Raw genomic sequence first — 20,829 nt, forward strand, 5'->3', positions numbered from 1 at the left:
ACCCGCCATCGCTGGCGGTTTTTTTTATGGCTTTTTATACCTGCGCAGCCAAATTAACTTATACGCCGCAGGAATAATAAACAGCGATAGCAGCGGAGCCGTGATCATCCCGCCAATCATCGGTGCCGCTATCCGGCTCATGACCTCTGACCCGGCACCGGTACCCCACAGAATGGGCAGCAGACCGGCAATAATCACCGCGACGGTCATCGCCTTTGGCCGCACGCGCAGCACGGCGCCATGATAAAGGGCATCATCAAGCCCCTGTTCGGTGAACGTTTCCCGATGAGACAACGCCGGATGCGCTTCAATGGCATGACGCAAATACATTAGCATCACCACGCCAAACTCTGCCGCTACCCCGGCCAGGGCGATAAACCCGGTGCCGGTTGCCACAGACATATGGAAGCCCTGCCAATAGAGGAACCATATTCCCCCAACCAGGGCGAACGGCAGACTCATCAGGATTAGCAGCGCTTCATCCACGCGACGGAACGCCAGATACAGCAGAATGAAGATGATCATCACCGTCATCGGCACCATCAGCTTCAGCTTCTTGTTGGCGTGCTCGAGCAGTTCAAACTGTCCGGAGAATGAGACGCTGGTACCCGGCCTCAGCTTTACGTTCTGGCTGATGGCGGTCTTAATGTCGTTCACCACCGACACCATATCCCTGCCGCGGGCATCGATATAAATCCAGCTCGCGGGTCGGGCATTCTCCGTTTTCAGCATCGTGGGGCCGGAAACCACGTTGATATCCGCCACATCCCCCAGCGTGATCTGCTGTTTCATCGGCGTCAGGATAGGCATCTGCTTCAACGCGCTCGGGCTGTTCCGGTAGTCCTGAGGATAGCGAATATTAATCGGATATCGGGCGACGCCTTCCACCGTTTCACCCACCGTCGCCCCGCCGATGGCCGAGGAGACAAAGAGCTGCACATCGCCCACCGTCATCCCGTAGCGAGAGGCTTTTTCCCGGTTGATATCGACATCAATGTAGCGCCCGCCCTCCAGACGTTCAGCCAGGGCAGACACCACGCCCGGCACCGTTTTGGCTACTGCCTCGATGCTCTGCGCCGTGGCGTCGATATCAGACAAAACGGTACCCGACACCTTGATACCAATCGGGCTTTTGATCCCGGTGGAAAGCATGTCTATCCGGTTGCGGATCGGCGGTACCCAGAGGTTCGCCAGACCGGGCAAACGAACGGTCTTGTCGAGTTCGTCAATAATCTTGTCAATCGTCATGCCGGGCCGCCACTCATTCTCAGGTTTGAGTTGAATGGTGGTTTCCACCATTTCGAGCGGCGCGGAATCCGTAGCCGTTTCGGCCTTACCCGTCTTGCCGAAAACAGAGGCCACCTCAGGCACGGTTTTGATTAACTTGTCCGTGGTCTGTAACAGCGCCGCTGCTTCTGCCGGAGAAACGCCCGGCAATGTTGACGGCATATAGAGCAGATCGCCTTCGTTGATCTTCGGCAGGAACTCGCCGCCCACCTGGCTGAGAGGCCAGATCACCGTGAAGATGGACAAGGCCGCAACCAGCAGGGTTGTTTTGGGCCAGTGGAGCACCTTAATCAGTAGCGGATGGTAGACTTTAATCAGCAGCCTGTTCAATGGGTTACTGGTCTCAGCGGGAATCTTACCCCGGATCCAGAACCCCATCAGGATGGGGATAACGATGATGGCCAGCGCGGCCGCACCCGCCATGGAGTACGTTTTGGTGAAGGCCAGCGGACCAAACAGCCGCCCTTCCTGACCCTCAAGGGTAAAGACAGGAATGAAGGATAAGGTGATGATCAGCAGGCTGATAAACAGCGCGGGGCCAACCTCGACAGAGGCGTTGGTGATCACCTTCCAGCGCGTGGCGTTATCAATCTGCTCTCCCGGATGCTGGTGATCCCACTCCTCCAGCCGTTTGTGCGCGTTTTCAATCATGACGATAGCGGCATCCACCATCGCGCCGACCGCAATGGCAATGCCTCCCAGGGACATAATATTGGCGTTCAGTCCCTGGAAGTGCATGACGATAAAGGCGATACACAGGCCAAGCGGCAGAGAGATAATCGCGACCAGCGCAGAGCGAACGTGCCACAGGAACAGCGCGCAGACGATGGCCACCACGATAAACTCTTCGAGCAGCTTGGAACTCAGGTTGTCGATTGCCCGGTCGATGAGCTGGCTGCGATCGTAGGTCGTCACAATCTCAACGCCTTCCGGCAGGCTGGCCTTCAGCGTCTCCAGCTTATCTTTCACCGCCGTAATGACCTCGCGCGCATTTTTGCCCGAACGCAGGATCACCACGCCACCCGCAACTTCCCCCTGCCCGTTCAGCTCGGCAATACCGCGCCGCATTTCCGGCCCCGTTTGTACGCGGGCAACATCACGAAGGTAAATCGGTACCCCGCTCTCTCCGGTTTTCAGGACGATGTTATTGAAATCGTCCATCGTCTGCAGATAGCCGCTGGCCCGGACCATATACTCCGCTTCCGCCATTTCAACTGACGATCCTCCTGCCTCCTGGTTAGACGACTCGAGGGCCTGCTTAACCTCCGGCAGACTAATGCCGTACTGAGCCAGTTTTAACGGATTGACCTGGATCTGATACTGCTTCACCACGCCGCCGACGGAGGCCACTTCGGCCACGTTCGGGATAGTTTTCAGCTCAAATTTCAGGAACCAGTCCTGTAACGAACGCAACTCTGCGAGATCGTGTTTTCCGCTGCGATCCACCAGCGCATACTCAAATATCCAGCCCACGCCGGTGGCATCAGGACCGATTTCTGAGCTCACGCCGGCAGGCAGTTTGCCCTGAACCTGGTTCAGATATTCCAGAACGCGCGAACGGGCCCAGTACAAATCGGTGCCATCTTCAAAAATGACGTACACGTACGAATCGCCAAACTGCGAAAAACCGCGCACGGTCTTTGCGCCGGGAACCGAGAGCATGGTGGTAGTCAGTGGATAGGTCACCTGGTTTTCAACAATCTGAGGGGCCTGGCCGGGATAGCTGGTTTTGATAATCACCTGAACGTCAGAGAGATCGGGCAAGGCATCGACCGGGGTGTTGATAATGGTCCATGTCCCCCAGACGCTGAGGAACAGCGCCCCCATCATGACCAGGAAACGGTTGGCGACTGACCGCCGGATAATCCATTCAATCATCATCGTCTCCTTAATGACCAGAATGCGCGTCGTCAGCAGTTTCAGCGTGGCGCATGCGCTCCAGCGCGCCGGTAATATTGGCCTCCGAGTCAATCAGGAACAGACCGCTGACCACCACCGACTCCCCCTCTTCCAGTCCGCTACCAATGCCGGACTGCCGCTGAGATTCATGCAGAACGTGGATGCTTTTCGGGACAAAATTCCCGTCCGCATCAACCGTAATCACGCGCTGTTCTTTGCCTGTATCAATAACGGCCTGGGAGGGGATCAGCAGCATCTCCTGACTTTGGGTATTCAGCTTCAGGTACGCGTTCATGCCCGGTTTCAGCAGCTCATCCTTGTTAGCGACCTGCAGGCGCACCTGCAGCGTACGGGTGGTTTGATCCACGCTCGGCAGAAGACTCCATTTTTCAACCGGGAAGGATTTATCCGGATAAGCCGGTATCGAAACAGCAAACTGCGAGGTATCTTTCAGCAGATAAGCAATGGATTCAGGCACTGCAGCGCCGATCCAGATCGGATCCATCCCCTGAATTTGCGCTACCACCTTATCTTTGGAAATATTCATGCCGGTACGCAGGTCAAAGGCCGTGATCACCCCGTCGATCGGTGCCTTGATGGTAAACCGGGTTTGAATAGTACGGGTCGCACGCAGCCTCTGAATATCCTCATCCGGCATACCCGCCAGCCGAAGCCGTTCCAGAACCCCTTTTAATTGCGTTGGCGTTCCGCCGGTGCCGGATAACAGCAGAAACTCGCTCTGCGCCTCTACCCAGTCAGGAATGGTAATATCAATGAGCGGCGTGCCTTTCCTCACCTTATCGCCCGTCGTCAGCGGGTACACTTTCTCCACGAAGCCTTCCGCGCGCGCCTGCACAATGACAAACTGATAGTCGTTATAGCTGACGTTAGCCGGGATGGTCTGGGCATAATTCAGCGTTCCGCGCGTCACCTTTTGCGTTTTTAATCCCAGGTTCTGAACCTGTGTCGGGTCAATACGGATACCGGCACTGCTTTTATTGTCGTTTTCATCCGCATATTTCGGTACCAGATCCATATCCATAAACGGCGATTTACCGGGCTTATCGAATTTAACGTCTGGCTTCATCGGGTCATACCAGAAAAGCACCTTTCTTTCTGGTGCACTATTTTCCGTTTTTTCAGATGAATGAAGAGCCTGCCAGGCCGTCACCGATATCAGCCCTCCCGCAATTAGGCTGCTGACAATCATGGCAGCATATTTTATTTTTAATGAGGCCATGCCGTTTCTCGCTATTTAATGCTCTTCAGTAAAGAGATATTGCCCTGCTGAACAAACGAAAAATCAACGTGACTGCCGACTTTTAAGGCATTGATACTCTCGTCAGCCTGAATAAAAGTGAAACGCATGGTCATCGCGGGCCAGCCAATCGCCGGGATAGCCTCATGAGAAATCGTGACTTTTTTATTCGTGAGATCAATGTCCTTCACGATGCCGGTCCCGGTGATGAGCTGCTCTGTGGTCCCTTCGCTGGCAGCACTCATCCCCTCGTGCTGATGAACCTCAGCCTGGAGGCCGGCAGAAAACATAATGGAGATCGCACCGAATACAACAGCCTTAAGTGAATTGCGCATGTTTATTTTCCTGTTTAATTAAATAACGTTATTCGACCCAACCGCCGCCGAGCGCGGTGAAGAGATTAATTTCATTAACCTGCCGGGCATAAATAAGGTCGAGAATATTTTGCTGCGTGGAGAAAAGAGAACGTTCCGCGTCAAGCACTTCGATATAGCTGACCGCGCCGCTGGAATATAATCCTCTGGCCCGCTGCAGGGTGACGCGTAGCGAATCAAGATACCGCTGCTGCGCAGCAAGCTGCTGGTTAATGCTGTCACGCAGCGCGAGCGCGTCGGCAACCTGTTTGAAGGCGGACTGAATTTTTTGTTCGTAATTCACAACCGACTGCTGCTGGCGAATTTCGGCCAGCTTCAGGTTGGCCTTATTTCTGCCCGCATTAAAAATGGGAATGTCGATTTTAGGAATAAAATTCCACATCCCGCTACCTGACGTGAACAGGCTGGACAACTCCGTGCTGCCGGTTGAAAGCCCGCTGGTGAGTGATATGGACGGGAAAAAGGCAGCACGTGCCGCGCCGATATTCGCATCGGCCGCTTTAAGCTGATACTCCGCTTCCATAATATCCGGGCGCTGCAGCAGTATCGCTGAGGAAAGATGGGGAGGCAGTTTTACCGGCGCAACGTCGCTGGCGTTCATGCCGCCGTCACCCGGCAGCGCGCGATACGTGCCGAGGACCAGCTGCAGGGCATTATTGGCCTGCGCCAGCTCCCCCTCTCTTTTCGCAATATCTGCCCGCGTGCTTTCGATCTGTCCCCGCGCCTGTTCCAGCGCCAGGACGTTCGTACTGCCCGTCACCAGCTGCTGCTCAACGAACGCATAAGACTGCTGGTAATTTGTCAGCGTATCCCGCGCAATGCGCAGCTGTTTATACGCCAGCTGCTGGTTGAAATAGCTCTGCGACACGTTAGAGACGAGCAGGATATGCACCGCGCGACGGGCCTTTTCGCTGGCGAAAAAGTTTTGTCGGTCGGCATCGCTCATGTTCCTCAGTTTGCCGAAGAAGTCGAGTTCGTAGCTCAGCGCAAGACCCACGTCGTACTGCTGCGCGGTGGGTTTGTCACTTTTCAGCCCGCCGCTGTACGTGATGCCCGAGGAGGCATTCAGCTGAGGATAACGATCCGCATCCGTCACGTTGAACTGCGCCCGGGCTTCCTCGACCTTCAGGGCGGCCATTTTGATATCGCGGTTGTTATTCAGGGCTTCCGTAATCAATCCGGCAACCTGAGGATCGACAAAAAAACGTCGCCAGCCGGTGTCCTGATATCCAGCCGCTGCGGGCGTCAGGCCGTTACGGGAGAGCGAAAACTGCTGGGGTACGGGTGCTTCCGGTCGCTGGTACTCTGGGGCCAGCGAGACGCAGCCTGCCAGAATAAATACCGTGCTGATGCTTAGTCGTTTTAACAGGAACATAACGGTTCAAATGAAGTCCAGAGTAGTTTAGGGCTACTCTACGGAACGCATCCTGTTTGACGGGTGACAGGATAATGACAATGTTGTCATTTTTAGCGTAAGTCATTGTTAACGGTCGCAGGCTCACTAGAATGTCATCAGCAGCCAGTCAGGGGAGCATGATGAAAATACTGATCGTCGAAGACGAAATTAAAACCGGTGAGTACCTGAGTAAGGGGCTGACTGAAGCGGGGTTTGTTGTGGACCACGCGGATAACGGCCTGAACGGCTATCATCTCGCCATGACCGCTGAATACGATCTGCTGATTCTGGATATCATGCTGCCCGACGTGAACGGCTGGGACATAGTCCGCATGCTCCGCTCTGCGGGCAAAGGGATGCCCATCCTGTTACTCACGGCTCTCGGCACGATTGAACACCGGGTTAAAGGGCTTGAGCTTGGCGCGGATGATTATCTGATTAAGCCTTTCGCCTTTGCAGAGTTGCTCGCCCGGGTAAGGACGCTGTTAAGACGCGGAAATACGGTGATCGCGGAAAGCCAGCTTCAGGTGGCAGACCTGACGGTTGACCTCGTGTCGAGAAAGGTAAGCCGGGCCGGAAGTCGCATCCTGTTAACCAGCAAAGAGTTCAGCCTGCTGGAGTTTTTCATGCGTCATCAGGGAGAGGTGCTTCCCCGCTCCCTGATTGCCTCCCAGGTGTGGGACATGAATTTTGACAGCGACACAAACGCAATAGATGTGGCGGTAAAGCGGCTTCGCGCGAAAATCGATAACGATTATGAACCGAAGCTGATCCAGACGGTGCGCGGCGTGGGCTATATGCTGGAGGTGCCGGATGCACGTTAAGCTTCCCAGGCGCCCTTTTTCGCTTGCCCTGCGGCTGACCTTTTTTATCAGTCTCTCCACGATACTGGCCTTTTTCGCCTTTACCTGGTTTATGCTCCATTCCGTTGAAAAGCATTTCGCCGAGCAGGATATCAACGATCTGCAGCAAATCAGCACCGCGATGCACCGCATACTGCAATCGCCGGTCGACCCCGATCAAAAGAAAATCAGCAAGATCAAAGAGTCGATCGCCAGCTACCGCAACGTAGCCGTCCTGCTCCTGGATCCGCAGGGAAATACGCTGTTTAGCTCGGCGCAAGGGGCGGCACTGCGCCCTGCAATGAATACGGCGGACTTTAGCGAACACTGCCGCACACAGGATGTGTTTCACTGGACGGTTGAAGGCCATGCCATGCCTGTGCACGCCGGGTCCGACATGAACATGGAAACGTACCGGATTATCGCCTCTTCAGGCACGGCAACGCTGCAGGGCAAAACGCAGGGCTACGTCATGCTGATCGGGCTCTCCATTAATTTTCATCTGCACTACCTGGAGGCGCTGAAAAAGAATCTCCTGATGATTGCCGCGGCGATCAGCGTGCTGATTATTCTTGTCATCCGCATCGCGGTTCGTCAGGGACATTTGCCCCTGCGTAACGTCAGCAACGCCATTAAAAATATCACCTCAGAAAACCTGGATGCGCGGCTGGAGCCGTCCCGCGTGCCCGTTGAGCTGGAACAGCTGGTCATCTCCTTCAACCATATGATCGAAAAGATTGAAGACGTCTTTACCCGTCAGGCGAATTTCTCCGCCGATATCGCGCATGAAATCAGAACCCCCATCACCAACCTGGTGACGCAAACGGAAATCGCGCTGAGCCAGAACCGCTCGCAGAAAGAGCTGGAAGATGTTCTGTACTCCAGCCTGGAAGAGTACAACCGGATGACCCGGATGGTCAGCGACATGCTTTTCCTGGCGCAGGCGGATAATAACCAGCTAATCCCTGACCGGGTGATGTTTGATTTAAGTGCCGAGGTCATGAAAGTCTTCGAATTCTTCGAAGCCTGGGCGGAAGAACGCAACATCACGCTGAAATTTAACGGGATGCCCTGCCTGATAGAAGGCGATCCTCAGATGTTCAGAAGAGCAATGAATAATCTGCTCTCCAATGCCCTGCGCTATACGCCACCAGGAAAAGCGGTGACGGTTTTCATCAGAAATCAGGATAACGATGTTGAACTGATGATAGAAAACCCCGGTAAGCCGATCCCTCAGGAACATCTGCCAAAGCTGTTTGACCGTTTCTATCGCGTCGACCCGTCCAGACAGCGCAAAGGCGAAGGCAGCGGGATCGGGCTTGCCATCGTGAAGTCCATCGTCACCGCGCACCACGGAAAAGTCCGCGTAGAATCGGATGAGGTGTCGACACGCTTCATCCTCTCCGTTCCGGGAAAAGTGGCCTGAGCGTCAGCGCACGGGCCGACACACTTCCAGTACCTTTTCCCTGAGCCATCGATGCCCAGGGTCCCGTTCCATGCGAGGATGCCACATCTGCGACACCGTAATGGTCCGGGTTTTAAACGGCAACTCAAAGATGTGTACGCGCTCGTTCATCGGCTGATTGAGCAGGTAGAGCGCCGGCACCATGGCAACCAGATCGGACGCCAGCGCCACGGATAACGCCGTCGGAAATCCGGGCACCACGCTGGCAACCTTGCGCTTCATCCCCCGTTCCGCCAGCGCGTCATCGACAAACCCGTGTAACGATCCGTCCGGTGAGGCCACCACGTGGCCCCACGCGACATAATCGGCAAGGCTGACGTCAGGCCGTAATGACAGCGGATGCCCCTTGCGCACCGCGCCAACAAACCGATCCTGAAAGAGCCTTTGCAGCCGTATTTCTGGCCCCATATTGCTCTGCACGCCGATCTCCAGGTCGACCAGCCCCTCACGCAAATAGCGCGACGTTTTTTCAGGTTTCGGCGAGAAGCGGATGCACACCTCGGGCGCAACGCTCGCCACCGCCGCAATAAGCAGCGGCCCAAACGCCACCACAAAACCGTCGTTAGCTCTGATGGTGAACAGCCGCTCGAGATTTTCCACCTTCAGCGCCTCGGTGGAGGGCTGTAGCACCGCCCTCGCCTCATGCACGGCGCTTCTGGCTCGGTCCCGCGTGGCTTCGGCCCAGGGCGTCAGCACCATATGACGCCCGGCCCTCACCAGAATAGGATCGCCGGTCACCTCCCGCAGCCTGCTCAGGGTGCGGCTCATGGCGGAGGTGCTGAGGTTCAAACGTCGCGCCGCGCCCGCCACGCTGGCTTCTGCGAGCAGAACGTCGAGTGCAACCAGAAGGTTAAAGTCAGGATCGGACACGATGGCTCCTCAGATAAGGCGTTATATGCAATGATTAAGTGCAGCTGATGCGTCTTCCGCCCTGTATACCGCATGATTATAGTTTCGTCATCACTATTCTTATCCGGAGTAACGACGATGACGCTATTTTCAAACCTGCCCGGCGATGAAGGTTTGCCCGGGCATGAACGCGCCCGGGTCATGGCTGCCGTCATGACCACCACGCTGATGGGCGTCTTTGACGGCACCATGATCAACATCGCGCTGCCCTCCATGGCAACGGCGATGCAGGTCCCCGCGAACGTGGCGGTCTGGTTCGCCAACGGTTACCTGCTGGCAGCGGCAATGACGTTAGCCCTCTTCGCGGCGCTGGCGGCGCGCGTGGGCTATCGCCCGGTGTTTCTTGCCGGGCTTGCCACCTTTACGCTCACCTCGATCGGCTGCGCGCTGGCGACCACGCCAGAAATGCTGATCGGCATGCGTATTTTGCAAGGCATCGGCGGTGCGGCCACGCTGAGTATCGCCCCGGCGATCCTGCGATCCGTTTTTCCGGGTCGACTGCTTGGCCGCATTCTGGGGCTGCACGCCCTGCTTATCGCCTCCAGCACGGCAGTTGCCCCCGTGCTGGGCGGAACCATACTGGACGCGCTGAGCTGGCAGTGGCTGTTCGCCATTAACATTATTCCGGGCAGCGTCGCCCTGCTGCTGGCGTGGCGGGCTTTGCCGCGGGAGTCGGCCGTTGACCGCTCATCCTTTGACGCGCCTGGCGCCGTGCTTTCCGCCGCGCTGTTAGGCTCAGCGATTATGCTGGCCGACAGCCTTCAGCGCGTGGAGCAACACATTAGCCAGGAGGCCCTCGGCTGGGGGATTCTTACGCTGACCAGCGCCCTCGCCTTTATCTGGCGGATTCGGCGTGCGCGAAGTCCCATCCTGCCGCCCGTCATGTTCAAAAACGGACGCTTCACCCTTGCTGCGCTGACCTCGCTGGCCTCGTTTGTCAGCCAGGGCATCACCTTTGTTGCGCTGCCGTTCCTGTTTCAGAGCGTGTATGGCTACAGCCCGGTGGTCTCCGCGCTGCTGTTCACCCCGTGGCCGATCGGCATCGTGCTGATCGCGCCGCATGCGGGACGCTGGGCAGATACGATTTCCGCGCCGCTGATCTCTACAGTCGGGCTGATGATTTTTGTTGGTGGACTGGTCCTGCTGGCGACGTTGCCGGACAGCCCTTCCGCATGGAATATCTGCCTGCGCAGTCTGGTGTGCGGGATTGGGTTTGGCTGCTTTCAGAGCCCCAATAACCGGGAAATGCTCTCTAACGTGGCGCGGGAATATGCCAGCTATGCCTCTGGCGTGTTGTCGATTGTGAGGACATTCGGCCAGTGTCTCGGCGCCGCCGCGGTGGGCGTGCTGCTTGCGACGACCGAATCAGACCACGACCGGGCCGTGCATTTTGCGCTGTGGATAGCCGTCATCTCCTCGACGGGGTCGGTGTTGTTTAGCCTGAGCAGGCTGCGCCCGGCGGCGCTTCGCTTGCACGGGCCTACGGATTTGTAGGCCGGGTAAGCGCAGCGTCACCCGGCAAAAGGACGACTCGCTTGTTTACTCCAGCGCCAGCAGCGCAAAGCTCGCCAGCCAGTGCCCGCCGCTGTAGTGGCTGCCGACCACATGCTCAACGCTTGCCGTCAGGTGTTTCGTCACCGCCTCGCGCAGCGGCTGCTGCGCCGGATGGTTAGCGGGAAGCGCTTTGGCAATATGCTTCATACACCACGCGCGGCTGAGGTTTAATCCGTCGAGATGGGCGATTTTCGGGTCGGTACGATCGCTCACTTCCGCCGGGTTCATCAGCGCCGCAACGGAGCCGACATCCGGCAGAAACGCGTCAAACCAGGCCGGGAAACCCTCCGACACCTTGCTCATCAGCAGCGCTTCCGTCAGCGCGCCGGAAATGTACTCATCCCCGCCGGGTTCGTAGTGGGCCGGATAGCGCGTGTCGGCGAGATAAAACCGCTCCGCCGCCGTCACAATCGCCTGCTCAAGCGCGCTATCTTCTACGGCGCGGGCGTAGTCCAGCCCCAGCGCGAGGGCAAACGCCGTGTTGTAGTGCGTCCCGACGCGGATCGGATAGGTGAGCTTGCCGAGATAATCCACCAGCCGGTTACGAATATCCTTGGTTAACGGCTCCAGCGTCCGGTACCAGCCTGCGGCCTGCGGCAGCGACGACTGTTTTAGCTCCTGGGCCAGCGCCAGCAGCCAGCCGTAGCCATACGGGCGCTCAAACGAGGCGCGGAACGGGGCAGTGAAATAGGCCAGCTCCTTCGCCACGTTAACTTCCGTCAGGTGCTCGTCGACAAGCGCGACGATCGCGTCCCGGCTCGGCAGTTCCGGATAGAGTCGCACGCAGCGCAGCAGCAGCCAGTAGCCGTGCACCGCCGAATGCCAGTCAAAACAGCCGTAGAAAATCGGGTGAAGTTCGCGAGGCGGCAGCACGTCGCCATCATCATTCAGCAGGTGCATAATGTGGTTCGGGTATTCCTGGCGCAAATAGGTCAAAGGCATGCGGGCAAACGCGTCAGCCTGATGTTGCGTTAATTCCATAACAGCTCCTTAGCGAAACACGAGGAAATACATGAGGAACACGTTCACCACCAGCAGGGTTAACGCGGTCGGGATCTGGATCTTGATCACCTGATACTTATCTTTCAGCTCCAGCAGCGCGGCGGGAACGATATTGAAGTTTGCGGCCATCGGCGTCATCAGCGTGCCGCAGTAGCCCGCGTACATGCCAATCGCCAGCAGCGGCGCCGGGTTGCCGTGATGCACGTTGATCAAAAACGGCAAGGCGATCCCCGCGCTCAGCACCGGGAAGGCCGCAAACGCATTCCCCATGATCATGGTAAACAGCGCCATCCCCACGCAGTAAATCACCACCAGCATGAAGCGGTTATCAGGGTTAACGAACAGGCTCACCACCTTCTGCACCGAATCACCGGTATTGGCCGCCACGAATACGCCGCCGAGCATGGCCAGCATCTGCGGCAGGATCACCGCCCAGCCGATAGTATCGACAAGACGACGAGACTGACGAATGGCATGCAGCGGCGTGCCCTTGGTCAGCCACCAGCCGGTGAGGATCGCCGCGACGCAGGCCACGCACAGTGCCGCGAGGGTGAGCTGTTTCTGATCGAGCAGGAACACGCCGCCAACCGAAACCCCTTTCAGGAACAGGGTGCCGATAACCGTCACCACCGGGATCATCAGCGCGGGCAGGAACAGCCAGTTTTTAAGGCGGTTTGACGACGCGAGACGTTCGTCTTCGGTGGACATTTTATAGTGCCCTTTCCCGACAAGACCAAAGCCCGCCAGCAGCGCGATAGCGATAACGCCGCCGCCGATTATCCGGTACGCCAGCGATTTCCCCAGCTCCTGCACCATCAGGTCACCGAACAGGAAGATCCCACCGAATAAAAACCAGAACAGCGCCGTGGTAAAACGCTTCGGATTGGCGCGATCGCGCAGGGTCATCACAACCAGCAGCATCACGACGAAGCCGATCAGGTAATACACGCGGTTAATGGTGATAAGCGTCATCATTGCGCGGCCCCCTGCGTACCCTGCTCTTCGCGCCAGGCCATGACGTCGTGGCGGATGCTCGCATCCAGGCGCAGCAGGCGCGTCATATGAATAATCAATGCCGCAATGGCGGTAGGAATGGCCCACAGGCCGATATGCAGCGGCTCGATCCCTTCGATCCCGTTTTCCTTCAGGAACGCGTCAATCAGCAGCACCGCACCGAAGGCAATAAAAATATCTTCCCCAAAGAAGACCGCGATGTTGTCACACGCGGCGGCATGGGCTTTGATTTTGTCGCGGATGTGCTGCGGCAGCTCGCCGTATTCGTTCAGCGCCGCCCCTTCGGCCATCGGCGCCAGCAGCGGGCGCACCGTCTGGGCATGACCGCCCAGCGACATCAGCCCCAGCGCGGCGGTGCCTTCACGGGCGACAAAATAGAGCATCAGAATGCGCGCCGAGGTGGCGCTGGCGATCTTCGCCACCCAGGCCTGGGCACGCTCCTTGAGCCCGTAATATTCCAGCAGACCAATCACGGGCAGGATCAGGATGAAGGTCGCCAGCGATCGGCTATTTACGAACTTTTCGCCAAAGGTCTCCAGCAGCATCCCGAAATCCATCCCGACCAGCAGACCCGTCGCCAGCCCCGCCACCACGACCACCAGCAGCGGGTTGAAGCGCAGTGCAAAACCAATAACCACGATCGGTATCCCGATCAGCGGCAACAGCGTAGTACCGTCCATAACGTTTACCCTATCCAAAGTGAGCGTTGCGCGCCGACGGCTATTTTTTTAATTTGCGGCGAGCGATGTTGTGTTTTTCGTCAGGTTTCGGAAAACCTGCGCTAAAAAGCTATATCTGAACCTCAAAAACATGTAAACAAATTATCAATAAAATGTTCTTATTTTATCGATGAGTTTACATTTCTGGCTAAGGAACGTTATGACCTCGAAAAAGAGTGCTTCACCCGATCGTGACGATATCAACGATGGCCGGATCGTCTCTTCCCGCCATCTGGTATCCGAGCGCTGCGCGGAACTGTCAGAGCTGGAGTACGCGCTGATCATGACCAGCAACGCGTTCAATAAATGGATGGTGCGCTGCATGGCCGCAGCCGGTGAACCGGATATGGGCGCATTTGACGTCTCGCTGCTGCATCATGTGAACCACCGCGACCGCAAGAAAAAGCTGGCCGATATCTGTTTCGTGCTCAATGTGGAAGATACCCACGTGGTGACCTACGCCCTGAAAAAGCTGGTCAAAGCGGGCTACGTGACGAGTGAGAAAGCGGGCAAAGAGCTCTTTTTCTCCACCACCGAAGAAGGGAAAGCGTTGTGCATGAAGTACCGGGACGTGCGGGAGGCGTGTCTGATCGCAATCCACGCGGAGAGCGGCATTGCCGGGAAGTCGATTGGCGAGACCGCGCAGCTGTTACGCACGATCTCATCCCTGTATGACACCGCCGCCCGCGCGGCGGCATCACTCTAACGCTAAGGACGTCTGAAGAGGGTAATACTGCGTCCGGCCAGTTCGTACTCTACGGTGTCGGTGATCGCTGTCCCGGCGGCAGCGTCATCTGCCGTAGACAGTTCCAGCACCCATCCCCCTTCGCCAAACTGCGGGATCTGGAACGGCACGGTGCCTTCAAACGGGTTGAACAGCATCAGCACGTCGTGCCAGATGCCGTCCTCCTGCCTGAGATCCGGCCTGCTGATGGAGACGCCGAGCGTCGAGCCTTCATCCCACTGCTCGGCCTGCTGCGGACCACCTCCGGCATTGAACCAGCGGATCTCCAGCCCGTCGCGCCAGCTTTCACGGCGCAGCAACGGCTGCGATGCGCGAAGGGCAATGAGCCGTCGGGTGAACTCGCGCAGCGCGGCGTCGTTTTCGGAAAGCCCCTTCCAGTCGATCCAGGAGATCTCGCTGTCCTGACAGTAGCCGTTATTGTTGCCCTTCTGCGTGCGGCCAAACTCGTCCCCGGCCAGCAGCATCGGCGTGCCGTGGGAAAACAGCAGCGTGGTCAGGAAATTACGCTTCTGCCGCTCGCGGATGGCAATAATATCCGGGTTCTCCGTCGGCCCTTCTTCGCCATAGTTGTACGAACGATTATCGTTATGCCCGTCGTTATTGTCCTCACCGTTGTCGGCGTTATGCTTTTCGTTGTACGACACCAGGTCATTCAGCGTAAAGCCGTCGTGAGCGGTGATGAAGTTGACGCTGGCCCACGGACGACGCCCGCGCAGGTCGTACAGATCGCCGGAGCCGAGCAGACGCGCGGCAAAATCGGTAGAGACGTTATCGCCCTTCCAGTACTCGCGGACGGTATCGCGGTATTTGTCGTTCCACTCCCCCCAGCCCGGCGGGAAACCGCCGACCTGATATCCGCCGGGGCCAATATCCCAGGGTTCGCCAATCAGCTTCAGTCTCGATAACACCGGATCCTGAGAAATAGCATCGAAGAAACCGCCGCGCGGGTCAAACCCTTCCGGCTCGCGCCCCAGTATCGTCCCCAGGTCGAAACGAAAACCGTCAATATGCATCGACTCCGCCCAGTAGCGCAGGGAGTCCATCACCATCTGCAGCACGCGCGGGTGCGAGGTGTTAACCGTATTTCCCGTCCCGGTGTCGTTGATGTAGTACCTGTGCTGGTCCGGCAGGGTGCGGTAATAGCTGTAGTTATCAATCCCCTTAAACGAGAGCGTGGGGCCAAGCTCATTTCCTTCCGCCGTGTGGTTGTACACCACGTCCAGAATCACCTCGATGCCCGCATCGTGATACGCGCGTACCATGTCGCGGAAGCCCAGGATCCCCGCCGGGCCGTAGTAGCGCGACGCCGGAGCAAAAAAGCCGAGCGTGTTATAGCCCCAGAAATTCTTCAGGCCACGGTCGAGCAGATGCTGGTCGTCCGGGAACCAGTGAACCGGCAGCAGCTCCACCGAGGTGATGCCAAGACTCTTGATGTAGTCGACCGAGGCTTTGTGTCCCATCCCCTCAAATGTGCCGCGCAGCTCGGGCGGGATGGCCGGGTTCATTTGGGTAAAACCCTTCACGTGGCTCTCATAGACAACCGTATGCGGCCAGGGCACGTTGGGCCGGCTGTTGTCCTGCCAGTCAAAGGCGTCCGGGTCGATGACCTTGCATTTCGGCGTGAACGGCGCGCTGTCGCGCGTGTCAAAACTGAGGTCCAGTTCATCATGCCCCAGCTCATAGCCGAAATGGGCGTCGTTCCAGTCGATATCGCCCACCAGTTCGCGGGCGTAGGGGTCGATAAGCAGCTTGTGCGGGTTGAAGCGGTGACCGTTTTCCGGGTCGTAAGGGCCGTAGACGCGATAGCCGTACAGCGCGCCGGGCTTCAGATCGGGCACATAGCCGTGCCAGACCTCATGGGTATATTCCGGCAGCTCCAGCCTGGCGATTTCGGTTTTCCCGGACGGGTCAAACAGACAGAGCTCCACCCGCTCGGCGTGAGCGGAGAACAGCGCGAAGTTGACTCCCTTTCCGTCATAATTAGCACCCAACTGTTGGCCATGACCGGCCCGAATTTCAAACGTAGTATCCTTTGCCATTTTCGTTCTCCACGATTATTCGCAGGTAAGCAGAACCAGTACACATCCCTTTTCTGACGTTAAATCCAGCTTCTCTTGCAGAAGGTGGCTTTCACCGCTGAACAGATCCCGATAGCGCTTCCCGGCCAGTTCGTCGGGTATCGCTACCCTGGTATTAACCCACAGCGTTTCGTTGCCGTTGACACCAAAAACCAGACGCGGCACGGCAACAATCAGCGCCTCGTCGTCCTTAACGCGCGCATAGGCAATCAGGTTCTCCTCGCGCTCGCCGGAAACCTTAAGCGGCAGCCAGTCGCCATAGCGGAAAAGTGCGGCGTAATGCGGACGCAGCCGTAACAGCGTGGCGGTGACGAACTGTTTAACGCGCCCGTCTCGCCAGCAGGCCGGGTTGTCAAACACCGAGGCATCCGCCGCGCTGAGGTTGTGCACCAGGGTCGGGAATTCCGGCTCCCGTCGGTTATCCGGGTCGACCAGGCTAAAGTTGAGCGCCTCGCAGCCCTGATAGATATCCGGCACGCCGGGAGCCGTCAGCTTGATCACCGTCTGGCTGAGGCTGTTCATCAGCCCGGCCTGGATAAAGGGCTGCATCGCCTCGCTAAAATCATGCAGGAACAGAGTGTTATCCGGGGAAAGCAGATGCCGCGCGTAGTTCAGCACCACGCTCTCATAGCTCTCGTTGCTGTCGATCCAGTCGGTGCGCTGTTTTGCCTCGCGCAGCGCTTTCTCAAGGAAGCCGATAAAACGCGCTTCCAGTGATGCAAGCCCTTCAGCGTCGTCCGGAGACAGCGTGGCGGGCCAGACGCCCGCCAGCGCCTGATAGATCATCCAGGTATCGGCGGCGTTCGGCGCGGTACCGTCATTGAGAAAACGCACCTGGGTCTGGTTCATCTGTCGCCAGCGGGCCAGGTTATCGCCCCATTTTTCCGGCGCTTCCGTCAGGGTGTAGAGACGCGCCCGGGCATCTTCCCCGCGCTTGGTATCGTGCGTAGAGGTGCCCAGCAGCGCGTCGGGCTGGCGGGCAAGGCGAATGCGCATCTCCTGGTGAAAGCGGGATAGCGAGAACGCGCGCGGCGTCGGGTCGGCGCCCACCTCATTAAGCGCCAGCTCCAGGTTGTGGCGAAAGAACAGCGTGTCCTCCACCGACTTTGCCATCAGCGGCCCGGTAAGCTGCTGGAAGCGGGTTCTGAAAAGCGCAGCGGACTCGCGGCACGCGTCCGGCAGGTCGCCGGTAAGAATGCGCACAATCAGGCTCAGCGCCGCTTCGGAGGTCTCCACGCTGGCGACCACGCGGTTGAGCAGCGCCACGTCCGGCGGGGTTAATCCCTCGGGTGTGCCGTAGGTGCGGTACACCGGAAAGGCGATAAGCAGCTCGCGCAGCGCGTGGCGGATCTCGTCGCGCGGCAGCGCAACGTCATTGCGCTGGGCCAGATCGTCAGCAAGGTTTAGCAGCGTGGTGAATTCACCCTCAAAATTGCGGTCGGTCATCAGGCCTTTGGCATCACGCAGCTCAGCGTGGCGATCGACCGTTATTCCCAGCGTCTCGTCGTGGATGGTCTCCAGGCGCGGCAGGTTAGCGTCGTCGACCAGCACTTCCGCCAGCGAGGCGATAAACTCGTAGCCGGTGGTGCCGGATACCGGCCAGTCTGCGGGAAGCTGTTCTCCCCGGGCGAGAATTTTTTCAACCGTGATGTAGCAGTCGGATCCGGCCTCCTGCCGCAGGCGCTGCAGATAGCCCAGCGGATCGGCCAGGCCGTCGACATGGTCAATGCGCAGGCCGTCCACCACGCCCGCGTGAACCAGCTCAAGGATCAGCCGGTGCGAATCGTCGAAGACCGCGTCATCTTCAACCCGAACGCCGACCAGCCCGGTGATCTCAAAGAAGCGCCGCCACGAGAGCTGCTTCGGCGCCTCCCGCCAGGACATCAGCCGCCAGCTTTGCGCTTCATGCAGTTCAGCGATGCTCTTATCCTCGCTGTACGTGCCCGGGTTGAGCGGATACTCGGCGTCATAGTAGACCAGCGCGGCTTTTTTAGTGACAGGGTCACGTTTTAAGGTGATGGCCCCCTTCTCCAGCTCCGCTTCAAAGGTGTCGCCGAGGAACGGTAGCGTTAGCGGCCGTGACCAGTCGATATCGAAATAGCGGGCGTAGCGACTTTGCCTGCCGTGCTCGATCACGTCGCGCCACCAGGCGTTTTCCAGCGAGGTCGACATATGGTTAGGAACAATGTCCAGAATCAGTCCCATACCGGCCTGCTTAAGCGCCGCGGCCATGCGGTCGAAACCGTCTCGTCCGCCGATCGCGGGGTCAATTTCATTCGGGTTGGTGACGTCATAGCCGTGGGTGGAGCCCGCTGTGGCGGTAAACACGGGCGACGCGTAGAGGTGGCTGATGCCGAGATCTTTCAGATACGGCACCAGCGCCGCAACGCGGTCAAACGTCATGCCATTACGGAACTGAATACGGTACGTGGCGGAAGGGATCATAACGATGCTTCTCCATCAGCAAAGCGAACGACAATACCGTTCGGGGGTAAAACGTCAGTGACTTCCGGCCAGGCAAAGCGCGTCTCACCCGCGAGATCGGGCAGCGCGACGGGCTTATTGCTGATATTCAGCGCCAGAGAGAGCGTCCCCGACGGGAAGCGCCAGCTCACCGCCACCATGCCGGGCGCAGTCTTGATCACCTTGCCCTGAACGGTGCCGCCATGACGCAGAAGCGGAACGATATGGCGATGACGCAGCGTTAGCAGGTGGCGCGTGAAGCGCAGCCACGTTTTGCCTTCGTCGGTGGCAATCTTATTCCAGTCGAGCTTTGAGCGAACGAAGGTGTTCACGTCATTCGGATCCGGGACGGTTTCATCGTGCCCGGCATGGCCGGTAAACTCTTTTGCGCGCCCTTCCCGCACCGCCTTTGCCAGATCGCCGTGAAAATCGGTGAAGAACAGGAACGGATGCGTTTCCCCAAACTCCTCGCCCATAAACAGCAGCGGGATATGGGGGGAAAGCAGCAGCGCGGCAAGCAGCACTCGCGTCTTATCGGCACCGGCCAGGGTGATAAGACGCTCGCCCTGGGCGCGATTCCCGGTCTGATCGTGGTTCTGAATAAAATCGACGAAGAACTGCGGCGGCTGGGTCTGACACTCCACCCCGCGGGATTCACCGGTTTGCAGCGAAATCTCGCCCTGGTAGACAAAGCCTTCCGCCAGCGCCCGGGCAAACTTATTCTCCGGCTCAAAGGCAAAATCCTGGTAGTAGGCGTGCGTTTCGCCGGTGGCAAAGACGTGGGCGGCATTGTGGAAGTCATCATTCCACTCGGCGGTGAACAGCGGCGTGTTGCCCTGCTCATCGCGCGGATGCAGAAAAATCACGTTGCGGCTGTCTTCCGTGGTCAGGTGCACGTGACGGTGCGGAATTGCCTCGCGGATCTTCTCTGCTATCTCTTCCAGAATGTGCGTCTCTGAGGCGTCTTTAATCTGGTCGATGGCATCAAAACGTAGACCGTCCAGACGATACTCCGTCAGCCAGTAGAGCGGCGCATCGGTGATGTACTGCCTCACCGGCTCGCGCTCGTAAGCGATGCCGTTGCCCCACGGCGTCATCCGATCCGCATCGAAAAATGCGGGCGACAGCAGGGGCAGATAGTTCCCCTCAGGGCCAAAGTGGTTGAGCACGATATCCAGCACCACGGAAAGCCCCAGCCCGTGCGCGGCGTCGATAAACGCGTGGAAATCCTCCGGCGTGCCGTAGGCGGCGTGCGGGGCATACAGCAGCACGCCGTCATACCCCCAGCCGCGGGTTCCGCCAAACTGGGAGACGGGCATCACTTCAAGCTGGGTAATACCGAGCTCTGCCAGATACGGCAGCTTGTCGATGGCCGCCCGGAAGGTGCCCTCCGGGGTAAAGGTGCCGACGTGCAGTTCGTAAATGATCGTCTCTTCCCACGGCCGCCCCGCCCAGTCCCGGTTGACCGGCTGATAGCGTTGGGGATCGATAACGACGGAGGGGCCGTTAACGTCGCCCTTCTGCGCGCGCGAGGCGGGATCGGGCACCGTCATGCCGTCCTGAAGAACAAATTGATATTCTGCACCGTGCGTGACGCCGGGTACATCTGCCTGGAACCAGCCGTCGCCGGTTGCCGTCATCGGCACGTCGGCGGTAGCCAGACGTAGCGTAAGTTCTTTCTGTCCTTCTGCCCAGACGCGAAAACGTACTACGTCATCGGAAATAAACTCAGCACCCCACTGCTTTTGAAATGTCCTGAATTCCATTCATTGTCCTCGAATGACCCACATTTTACGCGGAACGAAGTACAAGCTTAGTTCAGGA

Annotated in this window: 15 protein-coding genes; 4 read left to right on the forward strand and 11 right to left on the reverse strand. The window is 58.0% G+C overall.

What is annotated here, in order from left to right:
* Positions 1-24 precede the first annotated feature (24 nt).
* From silA to GVO84_RS11600, 4 genes are read right to left on the reverse strand one after another with little or no spacing between them, the layout of a single operon-like run.
* Positions 25-3,165 (reverse strand): Cu(+)/Ag(+) efflux RND transporter permease subunit SilA, encoded by a 3,141-nt coding sequence (silA, locus tag GVO84_RS11585; protein WP_159515638.1) that lies wholly within the window; start codon positions 3,163-3,165, stop codon positions 25-27.
* 10 nt (positions 3,166-3,175) lie between these two features.
* On the reverse strand, positions 3,176-4,426 hold the full coding sequence (locus tag GVO84_RS11590) for an efflux RND transporter periplasmic adaptor subunit (RefSeq protein WP_159514198.1): 1,251 nt from the start codon (positions 4,424-4,426) through the stop codon (positions 3,176-3,178).
* Positions 4,427-4,437: 11 nt separating this feature from the next.
* The gene (gene cusF / locus GVO84_RS11595; RefSeq protein WP_159514199.1) at positions 4,438-4,779 is read right to left on the reverse strand and encodes a cation efflux system protein CusF; all 342 of its coding nucleotides are present in this window, start codon (positions 4,777-4,779) and stop codon (positions 4,438-4,440) included.
* Between the two features lie 28 nt (positions 4,780-4,807).
* Complete coding sequence (locus GVO84_RS11600) at positions 4,808-6,193, reverse strand: efflux transporter outer membrane subunit (RefSeq protein WP_159514200.1); 1,386 nt, start codon at positions 6,191-6,193, stop codon at positions 4,808-4,810.
* A gap of 161 nt (positions 6,194-6,354) precedes the next feature.
* Between GVO84_RS11600 and GVO84_RS11605 the strand changes: the two genes are divergently transcribed.
* Together GVO84_RS11605 and GVO84_RS11610 are read left to right on the forward strand one after the other, a co-directional pair.
* Positions 6,355-7,038 carry a copper/silver response regulator transcription factor gene (locus tag GVO84_RS11605; protein ID WP_159515639.1) on the forward strand — a complete coding sequence of 228 codons (684 nt, stop codon included), beginning with the start codon at positions 6,355-6,357 and terminating at the stop codon, positions 7,036-7,038.
* On the forward strand, positions 7,028-8,482 hold the full coding sequence (locus tag GVO84_RS11610) for a Cu(+)/Ag(+) sensor histidine kinase (protein ID WP_159514201.1): 1,455 nt from the start codon (positions 7,028-7,030) through the stop codon (positions 8,480-8,482). Before GVO84_RS11605 ends, GVO84_RS11610 begins: the two co-directional genes overlap by 11 nt.
* 3 nt (positions 8,483-8,485) lie before the next feature.
* Here the strand turns inward: GVO84_RS11610 and GVO84_RS11615 are convergent, their stop codons facing one another.
* Positions 8,486-9,391 carry a LysR family transcriptional regulator gene (locus tag GVO84_RS11615; protein ID WP_159514202.1) on the reverse strand — a complete coding sequence of 302 codons (906 nt, stop codon included), beginning with the start codon at positions 9,389-9,391 and terminating at the stop codon, positions 8,486-8,488.
* Between the two features lie 117 nt (positions 9,392-9,508).
* Here GVO84_RS11615 and GVO84_RS11620 point away from each other — a divergent pair, with 117 nt between their 5' ends.
* Positions 9,509-10,924, forward strand: a complete 1,416-nt coding sequence (locus GVO84_RS11620) for an MFS transporter (protein WP_159514203.1) — start codon at positions 9,509-9,511, stop codon at positions 10,922-10,924.
* Between the two features lie 45 nt (positions 10,925-10,969).
* Here the strand turns inward: GVO84_RS11620 and GVO84_RS11625 are convergent, their stop codons facing one another.
* The 3 genes from GVO84_RS11625 to GVO84_RS11635 are packed head-to-tail and all read right to left on the reverse strand — an operon-like array spanning position 10,970 to position 13,680.
* On the reverse strand, positions 10,970-11,965 hold the full coding sequence (locus GVO84_RS11625) for a DUF2891 domain-containing protein (RefSeq protein WP_121423772.1): 996 nt from the start codon (positions 11,963-11,965) through the stop codon (positions 10,970-10,972).
* A 9-nt stretch (positions 11,966-11,974) separates the two neighbouring features.
* On the reverse strand, positions 11,975-12,961 hold the full coding sequence (locus GVO84_RS11630; protein ID WP_033145579.1) for a DUF979 domain-containing protein: 987 nt from the start codon (positions 12,959-12,961) through the stop codon (positions 11,975-11,977).
* Entirely contained in the window at positions 12,958-13,680 is a 723-nt protein-coding gene (locus GVO84_RS11635) for a DUF969 domain-containing protein (protein WP_159514204.1), read from the reverse strand. Before GVO84_RS11635 ends, GVO84_RS11630 begins: the two co-directional genes overlap by 4 nt.
* 199 nt (positions 13,681-13,879) lie before the next feature.
* Here GVO84_RS11635 and GVO84_RS11640 point away from each other — a divergent pair, with 199 nt between their 5' ends.
* A complete protein-coding gene (locus GVO84_RS11640; protein WP_023335754.1) occupies positions 13,880-14,425 on the forward strand; it encodes a winged helix DNA-binding protein in 546 nt (181 codons plus the stop codon).
* A gap of 2 nt (positions 14,426-14,427) precedes the next feature.
* On the opposite strand, the gene glgX is transcribed toward GVO84_RS11640, so the two are convergent.
* The 3 genes from glgX to treZ are packed head-to-tail and all read right to left on the reverse strand — an operon-like array spanning position 14,428 to position 20,771.
* The gene (glgX, locus tag GVO84_RS11645) at positions 14,428-16,503 is read right to left on the reverse strand and encodes a glycogen debranching protein GlgX (protein WP_159514205.1); all 2,076 of its coding nucleotides are present in this window, start codon (positions 16,501-16,503) and stop codon (positions 14,428-14,430) included.
* Between the two features lie 15 nt (positions 16,504-16,518).
* Entirely contained in the window at positions 16,519-18,987 is a 2,469-nt protein-coding gene (gene treY, locus GVO84_RS11650) for a malto-oligosyltrehalose synthase (RefSeq protein ID WP_159514206.1), read from the reverse strand.
* Complete coding sequence (treZ, locus tag GVO84_RS11655) at positions 18,984-20,771, reverse strand: malto-oligosyltrehalose trehalohydrolase (RefSeq protein ID WP_159514207.1); 1,788 nt, start codon at positions 20,769-20,771, stop codon at positions 18,984-18,986. The genes treY and treZ overlap by 4 nt, the downstream gene beginning before the upstream one ends.
* Between the last annotated feature and the right edge of the window lie 58 nt (positions 20,772-20,829).

This window comes from Enterobacter sp. SM3 (genome assembly GCF_009811935.2).
Taxonomy (GTDB): Bacteria; Pseudomonadota; Gammaproteobacteria; order Enterobacterales; family Enterobacteriaceae; genus Enterobacter; species Enterobacter asburiae_D.